At 73.3% G+C, this 15,489-nt stretch carries 11 protein-coding genes; 6 read left to right on the top strand and 5 right to left on the bottom strand.

The window, feature by feature from the left end:
* Window positions 1-52 precede the first annotated feature (52 nt).
* Complete coding sequence (locus ACSMXO_RS14520) at window positions 53-454, bottom strand: hypothetical protein (protein ID WP_346261411.1); 402 nt, start codon at window positions 452-454, stop codon at window positions 53-55.
* Window positions 455-671: 217 nt separating this feature from the next.
* On the opposite strand from ACSMXO_RS14520, the gene ACSMXO_RS14515 reads away from it, so the two are divergent.
* Window positions 672-1,058: a hypothetical protein gene (locus ACSMXO_RS14515; protein WP_346261412.1), complete on the top strand. Its 387-nt coding sequence runs from the start codon at window positions 672-674 to the stop codon at window positions 1,056-1,058.
* A 138-nt stretch (window positions 1,059-1,196) separates the two neighbouring features.
* Here the strand turns inward: ACSMXO_RS14515 and ACSMXO_RS14510 are convergent, their stop codons facing one another.
* Entirely contained in the window at window positions 1,197-2,144 is a 948-nt protein-coding gene (locus ACSMXO_RS14510) for a sporulation protein (RefSeq protein ID WP_455418140.1), read from the bottom strand.
* A gap of 251 nt (window positions 2,145-2,395) precedes the next feature.
* On the opposite strand from ACSMXO_RS14510, the gene ACSMXO_RS14505 reads away from it, so the two are divergent.
* Together ACSMXO_RS14505 and ACSMXO_RS14500 are read left to right on the top strand one after the other, a co-directional pair.
* On the top strand, window positions 2,396-3,283 hold the full coding sequence (locus ACSMXO_RS14505) for an LLM class flavin-dependent oxidoreductase (protein ID WP_455418139.1): 888 nt from the start codon (window positions 2,396-2,398) through the stop codon (window positions 3,281-3,283).
* A gap of 143 nt (window positions 3,284-3,426) precedes the next feature.
* Window positions 3,427-3,882, top strand: a complete 456-nt coding sequence (locus ACSMXO_RS14500; RefSeq protein ID WP_455418138.1) for a phage tail protein — start codon at window positions 3,427-3,429, stop codon at window positions 3,880-3,882.
* 69 nt (window positions 3,883-3,951) lie between these two features.
* Here ACSMXO_RS14500 and ACSMXO_RS14495 read toward each other — a convergent pair whose 3' ends face one another.
* Window positions 3,952-5,343, bottom strand: a complete 1,392-nt coding sequence (locus ACSMXO_RS14495; RefSeq protein ID WP_455418137.1) for a cellulase family glycosylhydrolase — start codon at window positions 5,341-5,343, stop codon at window positions 3,952-3,954.
* 180 nt (window positions 5,344-5,523) lie between these two features.
* Entirely contained in the window at window positions 5,524-6,930 is a 1,407-nt protein-coding gene (locus ACSMXO_RS14490; RefSeq protein ID WP_455418136.1) for a M1 family metallopeptidase, read from the bottom strand.
* A gap of 264 nt (window positions 6,931-7,194) precedes the next feature.
* Between ACSMXO_RS14490 and ACSMXO_RS14485 the strand changes: the two genes are divergently transcribed.
* The 3 genes from ACSMXO_RS14485 to ACSMXO_RS14475 all read left to right on the top strand — a co-directional run bounded on the left by ACSMXO_RS14485 (window position 7,195) and on the right by ACSMXO_RS14475 (window position 11,611).
* The gene (locus tag ACSMXO_RS14485; protein ID WP_455418135.1) at window positions 7,195-8,157 is read left to right on the top strand and encodes a TIGR03557 family F420-dependent LLM class oxidoreductase; all 963 of its coding nucleotides are present in this window, start codon (window positions 7,195-7,197) and stop codon (window positions 8,155-8,157) included.
* Between the two features lie 4 nt (window positions 8,158-8,161).
* Window positions 8,162-8,284, top strand: a complete 123-nt coding sequence (locus tag ACSMXO_RS14480) for a hypothetical protein (protein WP_346261419.1) — start codon at window positions 8,162-8,164, stop codon at window positions 8,282-8,284.
* A 237-nt stretch (window positions 8,285-8,521) separates the two neighbouring features.
* On the top strand, window positions 8,522-11,611 hold the full coding sequence (locus ACSMXO_RS14475; RefSeq protein WP_455418134.1) for a BTAD domain-containing putative transcriptional regulator: 3,090 nt from the start codon (window positions 8,522-8,524) through the stop codon (window positions 11,609-11,611).
* Between the two features lie 45 nt (window positions 11,612-11,656).
* Here the strand turns inward: ACSMXO_RS14475 and ACSMXO_RS14470 are convergent, their stop codons facing one another.
* Window positions 11,657-15,451 carry a class III lanthionine synthetase LanKC N-terminal domain-containing protein gene (locus ACSMXO_RS14470; protein WP_455418133.1) on the bottom strand — a complete coding sequence of 1,265 codons (3,795 nt, stop codon included), beginning with the start codon at window positions 15,449-15,451 and terminating at the stop codon, window positions 11,657-11,659.
* Between the last annotated feature and the right edge of the window lie 38 nt (window positions 15,452-15,489).

The following is a 15,489-nucleotide window of genomic DNA, read 5'->3' as shown; positions in this document are numbered from 1 at the left end:
CAGCGCGCCCGACCTCGCGGTCCACCGCACCGCAACGGGAGGTTGAAAAGGTTCACTTGTCGGTGAAGTTGCCGATCTGCCGCGCCTGTCCGGAGGCGTCGCTGGTCGACCCGGCCGCCGACGGGTTGGTCCCGCCGGTCGTCGCGTCCCCGGTGGTGGTGGGTGCCACCTTTCCGCCCGGTCGGCGGGGTTGACGGCGTACGTTCGCCGGTCCGGCCCGCCGGTCGGTACCGGTGGTGGTGCTCACCCCCCGGTTCCGGGTCGGGCCGCCGTTGCGCAGTACGTCCGGATCCCGCGCCCGGTCCGCCGGGTCCTCGATGTCGCGTTCGTGCGCCTCGCGCCCCTCGTCGACCGGGAGGGTGACCTCCTCCATCGCGCCGGGCCCGTACCTGCCGCGCCCCATCCGGTCTTCGGTCCGCCGTGCCGACTCCCGCCGTTCGTCCTCGCCGCGCACGTCCACCACCTCGCCGAGTTGTCGTTGTCCGGGGTGTCCCCGGTGCCCGGGTCGGCAAACGCCACCGGCCGCCCCGGAGCGGCTCTGGGCCGGTAGGTGGCTGGTCAGCGGCTGTTTGTGGCAGGGCCGGTCGGGTAGCCAACGGGTGCCACCGGCGCGGCCGCGCCGTGAACCGGGGGCGGTCGGAAGAGATCTCATCGAATCCGAGGAGGAAAAGATGAGCACGCAGACCCCGTCCAGGCAGCCGATGGGCCAGCAGGTGACGGACATGCAGTCGGCACCGACCCGGGAGATGGGTGCCCAGAACATCTCCAACCAGCAGATACAGCAGACCCTGTCGGAGATGCAGCGCCGGATGGACGAGCCGGTACGGCGGCCTGGCAACGAGACCAAGCCCGCCTGGTTGAGTACCGAGTTCTACATCTATCTGGCGGCGGTCGGCTTCACCTTGCTGGCGGCGGACCTGGTCGGCACGGACGCTACCGGAACCGACCCGTTCCGGGCGCAGCAGGCCTGGTTCTTCATCACCCTGATGACCATCGCCTACCTGGGTAGCCGTGGTCTGGCGAAGCTGGGTAACGCCTGGCGACACGGTAAACGGTAACGATGCTCCGGCACCGGCGCAGCGGTAGGGCGCAGCCCTGCGAACGCGCGGCGTAGCCGGAGTGTCCCGAGCGGTGGCAGACCTTGCCACGGGGGGTCGCGGTCCCCGCCGACACGGCGGGGACCGCGGCCTTCCCTGCTACTCGCCGAAGTCGCCGAAGTCGCCCTCGAAGGCGTCCTCCAGCATCTCGCCGGCCACCATGCCGCCGGCCAGGCCGAGCGCGGCACCGGCGACCATGCCGCCCATGCCATGCCCGCCGTGGTGCCCCTGCTTGCCGGGATGTCCGTGGTGTCCCATCCCGCCGTGCCGGCCGTAGCTCTGCACCGTCTGCGCCAGCCAGCCCTCGACCCGCTGCCGCCAGTCGACCTGGTCGACCCCGGCATGCTCGGCGGTGTAGCGGCCGACGGTGTCGCGCCCCCCGCTGAACATCCCGCCGCGCTTGTCGCACTCGATGATGACGTCCACGCCGTGCTGGCTGGTGACGAAGGTCAGCTCGACCTCACGAATCGCGTGCGCGTACTGCGGGGCGGCGAAGAACTCGATCTCCTGGTAGAACGGCAGCGTCTGCTGTACGCCGTAGATGTGCCCGCGCTCCAGGTCCGCGCTCTTGAATTGGAAGCCGAGCTGGGCGAACGCCTCCAGGATCTTCTCGTGCACCGGCAGCGGGTGCACCGCGAGGGCGTCCAGGTCGCCCTTGTCCACCGCCCGGGCGACCGCCAGCTCGGTACGCAGCCCCATGGTCATACCGCGCAGCCGTTGACCGTAGACGTCGGTGATCGGGGTCTCCCAGGGCACCGGAAGCTGGAACGGGATCGCGACTTCCTGCTTGGCTTCCAGGCGCATCGCACCGCTGACCGGGAGCCGGTAGAACTCCATGGTGCCGGCGTACTCGCTGTCCCCGGCCTCCATCTCGACCCGGGTGACCAGTGCGACGGTGACCTGCTCGATGTCAGCCGCGGAATCCCCGCCGCGCAGGTTCACCTGCCCCTCGAGCACCAGGCCGGGCCGGGTGTTCGGGTTCGTCAGCACGGTGTCCACGCTCGGACCGCCGACGCCGAGGGCGCTCAACATCTTCTTGAAGACCATAGAGATACTCCTGTTTACGGCGGATAGGTGCCGCGGGTGTGTCAGCGCGCATTTTCCACGATGGATCAACACGCCACTCCGGTGACAGTATTCACCGTAGCTGTGAGGTGGCTGGGAGCGTTCGCCCGTCATCAGTTCGGGTGACCTGCCCGGACACGAATTCGACTCGCCGACGCCTGCCGTTCACGCCGATGTGCCGCCGCACCACGCGGGCGGCCGGGCGGCGGCGCGGGGACGTAAGCTCTGGGATCATGCGCGTGGGCATCGTGATCCTTCCCGACCAGCGGTGGTCCGTGGCCGAGCGCCGGTGGCGCCAGGCCGAGGAGTGGGGCTTCGACCACGCCTGGACGTACGACCACCTCGGCTGGCGTGATCTGGTCGACGGGCCGTGGTTCGACGCGATGGGCACGCTGACCTCGGCCGCGATGGTGACCTCCCGGATCCGGTTGGGCACCCTGGTCGCCTCGCCCAACTTCCGGCACCCGGTGCACTTCACCCGCCAGATCACCGCGCTGGACGACGTCTCGGACGGCCGGCTGCTGCTCGGGCTCGGCGCCGGCGGGATCGGGTTCGACTCCGCCGTACTCGGTGCGGAGACGCTCTCGCCACGGCTCCGGGTCGACCGGTTCACCGAGTTCACCGAACTGCTCGACCTGCTGCTCCGGGAGGACGGGGTGAGCTGGCGGGGCGACTACTACGCGGCGGTCGAGGCGCGGAGCAATCCCGGCTGCGTCCAGCAGCCCCGGGTGCCGTTCGTCGTCGCCGCGAACGGGCCACGCTCGCTGCGGCTCGCCGCCCGGTACGGCCAGGGCTGGGTGACCACCGGCGTCCGGGACGGCGACGACCTGGCGGCGTGGTGGCGATCCGTCGCCGCCCTCGCCGGCCGGATGGACGACATCCTCGCCGCCGCCGGCCGTGATCCCGGCAGTCTGGACCGCTATCTCTCGCTGGACTCCGCGCCGGTCTTCTCGCTGTCCAGTGTCGGACACTTCACCGAGGCCGTCGGCCGGGCCGCCGAGCTGGGCTTCACCGACGTCGTCACGCACTGGCCCCGCGAGTCGAGCTGGTACGCCGGGGACGAGGCGATCCTCGCCGAGGTGGCCACCGAGGTGTTGCCCCGGCTGCCCGGCCGGAGCTGACCGTCCCGGACCGGGCACACCGGATGCGCTGAGTAGTTGCCGACTCGCCGGCGCGTGATTGCGGCGTATCCTGCATCCGCCGGTGACCGCGCCAGCCCGGCCGGTCACCCGGCATCGGTGCCACCATCCGACGGGAGAGGCCGATGTCGATCACCCCGAAATCCGCACAGCCCGAGAAGGCGCTGAGCGCCGCACGGTACTCGATCCAGATCGACGGCGTCGAGATCGCGGCCTTCTCGGAACTCTCCGGGATCAGCAGCGAGGTGCCCCCGGTCGAGCCGGAGCCGACCGGCCGGGAGGCTGGGACGAGGAGACTTCCCGGCAAGGCGAAGCCGGCGACCCTGGTCCTGAAACGCGGCAAGAACAGCTCGCTGGAATTGTGGAACTGGCAGGCGCTGGCGATCTCCGGCGACCCCGGGGCCGCCCGGAACGGCTCCCTGGTCATGTACGCCACCGACGGCACGCCGGTGGCCCGCTACCACCTGGAGCACGCCTGGCCGTCGAAGCTGGAGATCGGCGCGGTGAAGGCGGGCGCCAGCGAGGTGCTGATGGAGACCGTGACGATCGTCTGCGAACGGCTCCAGCGCGTGTCGGTGTGACCCGGGCACGCCCGCACCGGCGGTGGCCGGGCCCGCGGTGCGGACCCGGCCACCGCCGGAGCCGAGCGGCTAGCTGGCGGTGCAGCTCAGCGCCGGTGCACTGTTGGTGCCGTTCCAGGTCCCGATGAACCCGAACGAGGTACTGGCCCCGGCGGCGAGGCTGCCGTTGTGCGAGACGTTCCGCGCGGTCACCGTCGCCCCGCTGCTGGTGACGGTCGCGTTCCACGACTGGTTGACCTGCTGCCCGTTGGCGAAGGTCCAGGTGACGGTCCAGCCGCTGATCGCCGCGGTGCCGGCGGTGACCCGGACGTCGCCCTGGAAGCCGCCCTGCCACTGCCCGGTGATGGCGTACGTGGCGGTGCAGCCCCGGGTACCGGCCGGCGGGGTGGTCGTCGGCGGGCGGGTGGTCGGGGTGCTCGTCGGCGGCCGGGTCGTCGGCGGGGTCGTCGGGTTGCCGCCGCTGTAGACGGTCGCTTCCCGGGCGGTCTGCCGGATCCCGTTCGCCCCGTTGAAGATCCGCTGCCCCCACGAGGTCAACTGGCTCGGGTTGAAGTTGGTCACCATGTCGAGGTATTCGACGCCGCCCCCGTTGCCGCTCCACGACCAGCCGATGTAGCCGATCCCGTTCTGCTGGGCGTACGACATGATGGTGTCCTCGTCCGGGTTGCCGTCCGAATGGTTGTGCCCGAACTCCCCCACCACGATCGGCAGGTTGGCGCTGCGGAACCGGCCGAGGTAGTCGGTGATCTCGGCGGCGGTGTCGAAGACGCCGTACATGTGGATCGAGAAGACGGTGTTGCGGTCCGGGTCGGAGTTGAAGACGCTCTGGGCGTTGTCCCGCATGATGAAGCGCCAGTCCTGACCCCACATCGGCGCGTCGACCATGATGGTGTGGTCGAAGCCGGCGTTGCGCAGCCGGGTGATCGCGTTGCGGGTGGCGGTCGGCCAGGTGGCGCTGACGCTCTCGTTGTTGCCGAACGGCTCGTTGCCGATGTTGAGGATGACGTAGTTCTCCTGGCCGGCCAGCGCGCTCTGGACGCTGATCCAGTAGCTGACCGCCTGGTCGAGGGTGATCGCCGCGCCCTCCTCGCCGTACCCGGTGGTGTCGTGCACCTCCAGTACGCAGATCAGCCGGTTGGCCTTGCACAGCGAGATGACGTTGGCGACGTCGCCGGCGCCGTTCTGGGTCCACCGGGCACCGCTACTCAGCACCACCCGTACGGTGTTCGCACCCAGGGATTTGATGTTGGCGAATGAACCGGTTTGGCTGGCGTACCAGGTGTGCGCGTGGCTGACGCCGCGCATGATGAACTCGTTGCCGCGGGCGTCGATGAGCCGGCCGCCGCTGACCGTGAAGCCGGCCGCCGCCTGTGCCGGCGGGGCCACCACGAACAGCGAGACGGCCGCGGCGGCGACGAGCGCGAGCAGCGCCGATCCGACGGCGAAGATTCGTCTTTTCATGACCTACCTCAGGGAGGGCCCCGGGACGGGGACAGAAGTGAGGGGATCGGTAACTGCAGCCCGACAGTTACCGCCCGACTCCCTGCGGCGGCACGGATCAGGGTAGGCCGATGAACCGGTTAACGCAACCGGTTAAGTAACCCTCCGCCCGGTGCCGGACGGAGGGGTCGGCACAGCCGGTCACCAGGCGGTGGGCTTGCCCGGGGTGTAGAGCCAGGTCTGGAAGAAGGCGTCGAGCTGCCGCCCGCTCACCTTCTCGGCGAGCCGGACGAGATCGGCGGTGGTCGCCGTGTCGTCGCGGTTCGCCGCGTACCAGGTGCGGAGCAGGGTGAAGAAGGCCCGGTCGCCGATCTTCGTACGCAGCGCGTGCAGCGTCATCGCGCCCTTGGTGTAGACCGAGCCGGCGAAGAGGTTCGTGGCGCCCGGATCACCGGGCGGCGGGTTCCAGAAACTCGCCGTCTCCGGCCGGGCGTAGTTGGTGTCGAACCGGGCCTGCGCGGTACGCCCGCCGGTGTGCTCCTCCCAGAGCCACTCGGCGTAGCTGGCGAACCCCTCGTTCAGCCAGATCTCCTGCCAGCGGGCCGGGCTGACGCTGTTGCCGTACCACTGGTGGGCCAGTTCGTGCGCCACCGTACCCTCGCCGGGCGGTCCGGAGTAGATCGGCCGGGTCTGCGTCTCCAGTGCGTACCCGGCATCCTCATCGTCGTCGACGATCGCCCCATAGGACGTGAACGGGTACCGGCCGAACAGGCCGGAAAAGTACTCGATCATCTCCCTGGTCCGGGCCAGCCCGTCGGCGGCGTCCGGGCCGAGGTCCCGGTCGACCGCGTCGATGATCGGCAGTCCACCCGGGCCGGTGCTGCGGCGCAGGTCGTAGTCGCCGACCGAGGCGGTGGAGAGGTAGCTGGCCATCGGGTCGCGGGCCCGCCAGACGAAGGTCGTCCAGCCGTTCCTGGTCCGCTGCCCGACAAGTTCGCCGTTGGCGACCGCGGTCTTGCCGGCCGGTACCGTGATCCGGAAGTCGTAGCTGGCCTTGTCGGTCGGGTGGTCGTTGACCGGATACCAGGTGGGGGCGCCGTCGGGCTCGTTCGCCACGAAGGAGCCGTCCGGGGTGGAGACCCAGCCGTAGAGCGCGCCCTCGATGTCGGTCGGCCGGCCGGTGGTGCCGTCGTACCGGACCCGCACGGTGAACCGCTCGCCCCGGGACAGGCCGTACTTCGGCGAGATCCGCAGCTCCTGGCCGTCCCGGTCGTACCGGGCCGACCGGCCGTCGACGGTCACCGAACGCACCTCGAAGCCACGCAGGTCCAGGTTGAACCGGGAGAGCCGCTCGATGGCCCGGGCGCTGATCGTGGCGATCCCGGCGAAAGCCCGGCTGGTCGGCTCGTAGCGGATCTCGAGTCCGTAGTGGAGGACGTCGTACCCGCCGTTGCCGGCGCTCGGGAAGTAGCCGTCGCCGGCACCCGGAGCGCCCGGCGTCCCGGCGCCGCCGTGACCGCGCCCGGTGGCCGACGCGGGGGTGGCACCGAGCGAGAGCGTGACGGTCGCCGCCACCAGCACGGCACCGACCCGTCGAGAGATCACCATGGTCGGACACGTTAATACGGGCGTTGACCCCGCGGAAGGACCGAACGGACGGGCGGCGCCCGGGCGGTGCGGTGACCGACCGCCACGGGCGCCGTCATCCCCACCACAAGGATGATGCACCGGCAATTCTTAACCGGTTAAGGAAACTTACCTCCGCGCGTGACAGATAGTCAAGGACGTCACTGCCCCTTCGTCCTGGACGACGGGGGTTTACCGGCGCCAGGCGGGGTAGACAACCAGAATCGGACGACGGAGGAGGCCGGCATGGTCGGGGTGGGCTACACGCTGATGTGTGAACAGACCGGACCGAAGGAACTCGTCGACCAGGCGGTCCGGGCGGAACAGGCCGGCTTCGACTACCTGGTCATCTCCGACCACTACTATCCCTGGCTCGCCTCGCAGGGCCACTCCCCCTACGCCTGGGCGGTGCTCGGCGCGGTCGCGCATGCCACCTCCCGGGTCAGGCTGATGACCTACATCACCTGCCCGATCCGGCGCTACCACCCGGCGGTGGTCGCGCAGAAGGCGGCGACGATCGGGGTGATGTCGGACGGCCGGTTCACCCTCTCGCTCGGCGCCGGGGAGAACCTCAACGAGCACGTGGCGGGCGCCTGGCCGTACGTGCACCAGCGGCACGAGATGCTGGAGGAGGCGTTGCAGATCATCCGGCCGCTGCTCGACGGCGACAACCTCTCCTATTCCGGCAACCACTTCGAGGTGCCCGAGGCGTACCTCTGGGACCGGCCCGCCAATCCCATCCCGATCGCCCTCGCGGCCTCCGGGCCGCACTCGGTCGAACTGGCAGCCGAGTACGCCGACGCGCTGGTCTGCGACAATCCGGACGCGGCCGTGGTCAGGATGTACGACGAACGCGGCGGCGCCGGCAAACCCCGTTACGGGCAGGCGGCGGTCTGCTACGGGCCGGACGCCGACGACTGCCGGAAGACGGTGCACGACCAGTGGCGGTGGGCCGCCCTGAACTGGACGGTCAAGGCCGAGCTGCCCGGGCCGGAGTCCTTCGTCAGCGCCAGCGAGGCCATCCGCCCCGAGGACATCGCGGAACTCGTACCCTGCGGACCGGAGCTGGACTCGCACGTCGAGGCGTTCCGGAAGTACGTCGACGCCGGTTTCACCGACGTGGCGTTCGTACAGGTCGGCGTCGACAGCCAGCCGATGTTCCTGGACTGGGCCGAGCGCGAGCTGCTGCCCCGGCTCCGGGAGCTCTGATCGGATGCGATTCGGCCGCGTCGAGGTCCGCCCGCTCGGCGGTGGACTGGGCTGCCTGCTGATGATCCTGATCTCCGTACTCGGCTCGATCGCGCTGACCGTACTGGTCAATCTGATCCTCAACTGAACCTCGCCACCTCCCTCTCGCGGTCCGTCGTCCCGGAGGTGAGCGGCGGGCGGACCCGCCGCGCTGGCCAGGTTGCGGGGTTCACCCGTCGGCCGGCGGCCCGGGCATGGCCCGGCGTGTCGGGCGATCCTCCCGAGCCGCCGGGTCAGCTGTCCCTGGTTCGGCCCCGGGCATTGCACAAGGCTCGGCCCCAGGCAGCCGTACGGCTGTCGCGCGGCGACGCGGCGGAGACAAAGTATGCGGTTCAGAATCCTGGGTCCCCTGTCGGTCGAGGTTGCCGGTGCTCCACTCCGGATCCGGAGCGCCCGGGTCTCGACCCTGCTCGCGACACTGCTGCTGGAGGCCAACCGGACGGTGCCGACCGAGCGGCTGGTCGAGGCGGTGTGGGGCTGGCACGCGCCGCCGACGGCCCGCGCCCAACTGCGCATCGTGGTGTCCCAACTGCGCCGGCTGCTCGCCCGGGCCGGTGTGGAGCGACCGGTGGTGTTCACCGAGACCGCCGGCTACCGCCTCGCCGCGACGAGCCACGAGGTCGACGTGCTGCTGTTCGAGCAGCATGTCGCCGAGGCGGAGCGGGCGGCCTCGACCGGCCGGCCCGCCGAGGCCGTCGGGTGGTTCAGGTCCGCGCTGGACCTGTGGCGTGGGCCCGCGCTGGCCGGCGTGCCCGGCCACCTGGTCGGGACGGCGGGCACCCTGCTCGCCGAGCGGCGGGCCGCGGTCCGGGCCCGCTGCATCGAACTCGAACTCGCCCTCGGCCGGCATGCCGACCTGGTCACCGAGCTGGTCGGGCTGGCCGCCACCGATCCGTTCAACGAGCGCTTCCGGGAGAATCTGGTGCTCGCGCTCTACCGCTCCGGCCGGGTGACCGAGGCGCTGGCGGCCTACCAGGAATTCCGGCAGCGGCTCGCCGACGAGGTCGGCATCGAGCCCTGCCCGCGGCTGGCGGCGCTGCACCGCCGGATCCTCAACCGCGATCCCGCGCTCGACCTCCCGGCCACGGCCCCCGACGCGTCCACCCGGGCGGTGTCGCAGGCCGGCCCGAGCAGCGAGCCGGCGCCGGCAACGGTGCCGGTCGGTGCGCAGGCGGCCCCGGGAGATCCGTCAGCTACCGTCGTCGACCCGGTCGGCGCCGAGCCGAACCGGCCGGGCCGGCGACCGGGCGGGCCACCGGCCCGGCGTCGGCTGGCCGGACGACCGAGCCGCCGGCCGGGCGGGATGCCTGGTCGACGGCCTGGCGGGCAACCGGGTGGCCCGGCCCGTCGTCGGCCCAGCGGCCGGGACGGTACGACCGGCCAGCCCGCCGGCTGCACCGGCGACACATCCGGCCCGCCCGGTACCCTCCCACCCCGGCCCGTACCACCCGTGGCCGCCGCAATCGTCGCCGCCACCCGCCCCGGCACCGCGCCGCCGATCCCCGGGTCATCCGTCACCGGGGCGTACCCGCGCGGTGCGGCGGCGGTCGGCCAGCCGGACGGGGAGCTGCCGGCCACACCATGGCAACTGCCGCCCGCGGTGGCCGACTTCGTCGGGCGGGAGGCGGAGCTGACGCGGATCCGACGCGCCCTCGGTGACGGCACCGGCCGGACCGGACCGGCCGTGGTGGTCCTCTCCGGCCTGCCCGGCGTCGGCAAGACGGCACTGGCGGTCCGGGCCGGCTGGGACGTCGGCCCCGCTCACCCGGACGGCTGCCTGTACGCCGAACTCGTCGACGACCAGGGCGTACCGGTGGACCCGTACGAGGTGCTCGGCGCGTTCCTGCGCGCGCTGGGCGTACCCGAGGGCTCGGTTCCGGTCGGGCGTACCGAGCGGCGTGACCGCTACCGGTCGGTGGTGGCGCGACGGCGGATCCTGGTCCTGCTCGACGGTGCCGTCGACGAGGCCCAGGTACGCCCGCTGCTGCCCACCGGGCCGGCCTCGGCGACGCTGGTCACCGCCCGGCGCCCGCTGGCCGGGCTGGACGGCGCCCACCCGGTCGCCCTCGACGCGCTGCCGGTCGAGCCGGCGGTCCGGCTGCTCACCGGCATGCTGCCGGAACGGCTGGCCGGCGAGCTACCGGCCGCGCACCGGCTGGTCCACCTCTGTGACCGGCTGCCGTCGGCGATCCGGGTCACCGGAAGCCGACTCGCGGTCCGGGCCGACCGGTCGCTGGCCCAGGCCGTCGAACGGCTCGCCGACGGTACGCGCCGGCTCGACCGGCTCGCTGACGGCGACCGGGACATACGGCAAGGGCTGGCCGGGGCGTACCAGCGGCTGGCGGCGTACCCGGCGACCCTGCTCCGGCGCCTCGGCACACTTCCGGTGGCGGAGTTCCCCGGCTGGCTCGCCGTCCCGCTGCTGGACACCGATCGGAGCACGGCCGAGCAGGCTCTCGCCGACCTGACCGACGCCGGGCTGGTGCATCCCGTACCGGACCGCCGCACCGGGCTGCCCCGCTACCGGATACCCGAACTGGTCCGGCTGTACGCCGGGGAGCGGGTCGGCCTCGACGATCCACCGCCGACCCGGGCGACGGCGCACCGCCGGGCGTACTGGTGCCTGCTGGACCTGGCGCTGCGCGCCGACCGGCAGGTGCCCGACCAGGTCTTCCCGGCCGGCGCGCTCGGCCTGCCGGAGGGCTTCGGCCCGGACGACGAACTTCTGCGTGCCGTCGACGCCGACCCGCTCGGCTGGCTCGGCGCCGAACGGCACCTGGTGGTCGGCGGGGCCGAGCACGCCACCGCACTCGGCGACACCGAGCTGGCCTGGCGGCTCGCCGTGGCACCGACCAACTTCCTGCACCAGCGCGGACTCACCGAGCTGTGGCAGCGCGCCGTCGAGCACGGGCGCGCCGCGCTGCGCGGTCGCGGTGCTGCCGACCGTGCGCAGGCCCTGCTGTCGCTCGGCACCGCCCTGCTGCTGCTCTCCCGGGCCGAATCCGCCGCGGCCTGGACGGCGGCCCGGACCGCCCGGCGGCTCTTCGACGAGCTGGGTGATCCGGACCGGGCGGCCGCCTGTGCGACCGTCCAGTGGCTGGCCGGGCAGCGCCCCGGTCCGGCGGCGCACCCGGCCGGCGAGCGCGAGCGCGTCGGGGCCCGGTACGGCACCGACGAGCCGGCTCCGCTCCGGAGGACGGGAACGCTGCGCGGGGTGATCCGACGGATCGGGGTCGCACCCCGGGCGATCCCGATCCTCTGCCCCGCCGACCAGCCCGAGCCGCCGCCACGCCGGCCAGCCGGTGGCCTTCCGGCACCGCGCCGGGCGTCAGCCCAGCGACCGCCAGAAGTCGTAGTGGTGTTCCCGGGCCAGGTGGTCCGTCCGCCGGATCCCGCCCTGTCCCGGGGCGAGTGACCGGACACACCTCGACCGGTCGTATGACCGCCAAGGCTCCGGCGGTCACCGCTGAGGCCATCGGGAACACCGGCAGGCGGGGCCGCCGGCGCAGGGCGCGACGGGTCGACCTGCTCGGGTCCGCGAGGCTCCGATCCCGGCCATTGCGGCCGGGGTGACGACGGGCCGGTCCGTCCGGTGGTACCCCGACTGCACGGACGGGTCAGGGTGGAACAGCCGCGAACCGCCGAGGCGGAGCCGGAGCAGGAAGGCGAGTCGGCCGGCCGGATCGGGATCGGTGCAACCCGGCCGCTCCGGCCGACCGGCCTCCCCGGCCGGGCCGGCGCCGGTCGCCCACCACCTCGCGGCGAGGGTCTCGGCCCAGCCGGCGTACCGGGCGTCGCCGGTGGCCCGGGCCAGGTCGAGCAGGAACTCCCCGTCACCGGCCGGCCCCGACGAGCCGACCCCGGGCACGAGCACACCGCCCCCGGCCGGGTACGCGCCGATCCCGCCGCCACGATGCCGGGTCCATCGGCTCGTGACGACCACCCGGGCAGCGGCCACCGCCGCGTCCCGGTGACGGGCATCGCCAGTGTGGAGGTACGTGCGGCACAGGAAGGAGCCGATCCCGGCCGGGTCGTCGGGGCAGCCCGGCCACTCGGGCCAGGTGCCGACGGACGGGCTCGACCAGCGCACCGTCCCGCCGACAGACTCGGCGGCATCCAGCAGGGTCTCCGCGCAGCGGATCGCGGCGGCGGTCAGGTCCCGCCGACCGAGCAACTCTCCGGTGGCGAGCAGGAACGCTCCGATTCCGGCGGTGCCGTGCTCAAGGCCGTACGACCGCAGTCCGGCGCGTACCGAGTCGAAGGACGGGTCGACCGTCCACACCATCGCGCCGCCCGGCTCGACGGCGTCGAGCAGGTGCCCGGCAACCGCCGTGATCCGGTCCCGCAGCGCGGGCAGATAGGTGTGCCGCCAGAGGTGTAGCAGGCCGGTGCCGAGCCCGGCGAGACCGTACCCGAGCCCCGGCTCCGGCCAGCGCACCGGTAACCGGAGCGCCAGCTCCACGGCCCGGTCCACCAGGTACGGCCGGCCGAGCAGCCGCCCGGCGTCACAGAGCGCCCAGACGGCCGCGGCGGATCCGGCGGAGAGTCCGGGCAGCCGGTGCGGTTCGCCGTCGAGCGAGTGCAGCAGCCGGTCCAGCAGGAGGTCCAGCACCGGTGCCGCGCCGGCCGGTCGAGCGGATTCGCCGGCCGCCTGCCCGTCGGCAACCAGCCGGGTCAGCGCCGCGACCGACCGGGCGAGGCCGGCACATCCCTGGTTCGGGGCGAGCTGTCGGTCGGACCCGGGACCCGCCCGGCTCGGCCCCGGCCTCCAGCCGGGCCAGCCGACACCAGCCAGCCGGGCATGCGGGGTCGACCGGGCGCCCGGCCGGACCCCGAAGTCGAGACTGGACAGTGGATCCGGTGCCGGGTGTAGTCGGAGGACGCTCTCCTCGACCAGGCCCCACCAGGCCGGCTCCGGCAGCGTGGCCACCGCCTCCGGCAGCAACTCCCCGGGCGGGGTCACGGCCTCCGCACCGAGACCAGTGCCGCCCCCAGCACCGGTGCCGATCCCAGGATCGGTGCCGGTCCCGAGGTCGGGGCCGGTCCTCGGGCCGAGTCGGGGGCCGGTCCCGGTGTCGGGTCCGGCTCCTGGGCCGGAGCCGAGGCCGGAACTGGGACCGGCGCTGTGGTGGAACCTGGGGCTGGAGCCGGTGCCCGAGCTGGCGGGCCCGTCCGGTCGGCGGGCGGCGGTCCCCGCTGCGGTGCTCCGCCGTCCACCGCACTCGTCGGACGCCTCGGCGCAGAGCCCGACCACCTCGTCCAGCCCGATCCGCTCGGCGGGCTCCGTGCGCAGCAGGCCGGTGGTGATCCGGCGCAACGGTACCGGAACCGGTGGCCCGCCGAAGGACGGCTCCAGCAGCGCCGCCACCCACTCCTCCACCGACCGCACCGGCGGCCCGGCGGACCCGGCGGGCGAGCGGGCGCCTGTCACGTCGGCGCCCGCCACGTCGTACCCGGCGGTCCCGGTCGCGGCGAGCCCGACGCCTGCCACGTCGATGCCGGCCGGGGAGACCCGCCCGGCCAGCCACAGCGCCAGCACGCCGAGGCTGAACAGGTCGGCCGCCGGGTCCGGTGCCGCGTCCCGCCACTGCTCCGGCGCGACGAACCCGGCCGCGCCGGAGTACCGCAGGTCGAGGTACGACCAGTCGTCCGCTCCCCCGGTGCGTAACGCGGCCAATTCCAGGTCGACCAGCCGGAGTTCCCCGTCCGGCAACAGCAGCACGTTCTCCGGCGCCAGGTCCCGGAGCACCACCCCGACCGGGTGCACCGCCCCGACCAGCCGGGCCAGCCGACCGAGCAGGTGCGGCCAGGCGCGCCGGTCCGGACCGACCACTGGAAGGTCCGGCACGTCGGCGCTCAGTGGCCGCCCCGGCAGCAGTTCCTCGACGAGGAACCGGTGATTACCCTGCACGAACTCGCGCAGTGGCCGGGGCGTCACGCCGAGCGGGAGCAGGTGTCGCAACACCCGCGCCTCGTGCCCGAGCAGGTCCCGGACGTCCCGGTCGTACGCGTCGGTGCCGACGTACGGCCGGGCCTCCTTTATCAGGACCGTGGCACCGGTACGCAGGTCCCGGGCCCGGTAGACGCCGCCCTTGTTCGCCTGCCGGATCGCCCCGGTGACCGCGTACCTGCCGCCGATCAGCACCTCGGCCGGTCCGGTCGGGTCGACGGGCCCCCACGTCCCCGTCGACCCGACCGCCCCCGTTGACCCGGCCGCCCCCGCCGGCCCGACCGGGTCCCCCGACCCGGCAGGTCCCCCCGGCCGCGCGGCTCCCCCGGACCGCGCGGATCCCCCCGGCCGCACAGGTCCCCTCCACCGCGCGGATTCCCCCGACCGCCCAGGTCCCCCCGACCCGGCCGGGCCCTCCGCCTCGGTCGAGCCCCCCGACCGAGCCGGCACCCCGGGCCCGGCCGGGCCCCCCGGTCCGCCCCCCACGGACCCGGCCGTCCCCGCCGAGCCGATGACCGGATCGGCGGTAGACGTCCCCAAGACCTGCATCGACGCGACCGACCAGCCCGGCCCGGTCGGGCCGGTCGGCCACACCGGCGACCCGGGCAGCGCCGGGGCCGGTCGTTCCGGCGACGAGTCGAACGGCAGCTCGACCCAGGCCGGTGGCCGGAAGACCGGCTCGCACCGGTCCTCGACCAGGTTGCCGTCCGGGTCGACCAGACAGCGGCGGTACCGGCCGTCGTTGTCCAGCACGCCGACCCCGCCGAAGGCGCCGTACCGGTAGTGCACCACCCCGCCCGACCGGTACGGCTGGTCGGAGAGGACCGCCGGCCCCACGTAGCCGACCGTCGCCTCGTCCAGACGTTTCGCCAGTTCCCGGAAGAGCTCGTCGGTCGCCGGGTGGACGGTGAGGAACTTTCCGGCTCCGGCCCGTGACGCCCGGGGACCGTTGAGTTCGGCAAGCCCCGCCGCGGTGCCGACGAAGCCGAACGCGGTACCGGTCTCGACCAGCACCGGCATGCAGGCGGCGAGCACCTCCGGCGCGTTCGACGGCGTCGCCGAGACGTGCAGCTTCCAGCCCTGCAACCGGTTGGCCGGCAGCGCCGGAGCGACCAGGGTCCGCCCGGCCCGATGCTGCACGGTCCAGCCAGCGAGGCTGATCCGGTCCAGCAGTTCGACGACGAGGTCGGCCGGCTCACGCCGCCCGGACCACCCCGCGGGGCGGGCCGGAACCCGGGTCCGCCCGCGCACCGGCATGGCGAGGCCGGAACTCCGGCTCGCGGTTGCCGACGACTCGGGCGTCATAGGTCTCCCCAGCTAGCGATTGGCGAAGCGCCGGCCGT

Source organism: Plantactinospora sp. DSM 117369 (assembly GCF_053764795.1).
This window is presented reverse-complemented; position numbering and strand designations above follow the sequence as displayed.

Excerpts from the sequence above, each read along its gene's own strand:
- ACSMXO_RS14515 (WP_346261412.1), top strand. The coding sequence starts at position 672 with ATGAGCACGCAGACCCCGTCCAGGCAGCCGATGGGCCAGCAGGTGACG.
- ACSMXO_RS14510 (WP_455418140.1), bottom strand. The coding sequence starts at position 2,144 with ATGGTCTTCAAGAAGATGTTGAGCGCCCTCGGCGTCGGCGGTCCGAGC.
- ACSMXO_RS14505 (WP_455418139.1), top strand. The coding sequence starts at position 2,396 with ATGCGCGTGGGCATCGTGATCCTTCCCGACCAGCGGTGGTCCGTGGCC.
- ACSMXO_RS14500 (WP_455418138.1), top strand. The coding sequence starts at position 3,427 with ATGTCGATCACCCCGAAATCCGCACAGCCCGAGAAGGCGCTGAGCGCC.
- ACSMXO_RS14495 (WP_455418137.1), bottom strand. The coding sequence starts at position 5,343 with ATGAAAAGACGAATCTTCGCCGTCGGATCGGCGCTGCTCGCGCTCGTC.
- ACSMXO_RS14490 (WP_455418136.1), bottom strand. The coding sequence starts at position 6,930 with ATGGTGATCTCTCGACGGGTCGGTGCCGTGCTGGTGGCGGCGACCGTC.
- ACSMXO_RS14485 (WP_455418135.1), top strand. The coding sequence starts at position 7,195 with ATGGTCGGGGTGGGCTACACGCTGATGTGTGAACAGACCGGACCGAAG.
- ACSMXO_RS14480 (WP_346261419.1), top strand. The coding sequence starts at position 8,162 with ATGCGATTCGGCCGCGTCGAGGTCCGCCCGCTCGGCGGTGGACTGGGC.
- ACSMXO_RS14475 (WP_455418134.1), top strand. The coding sequence starts at position 8,522 with ATGCGGTTCAGAATCCTGGGTCCCCTGTCGGTCGAGGTTGCCGGTGCT.
- ACSMXO_RS14470 (WP_455418133.1), bottom strand. The coding sequence starts at position 15,451 with ATGACGCCCGAGTCGTCGGCAACCGCGAGCCGGAGTTCCGGCCTCGCC.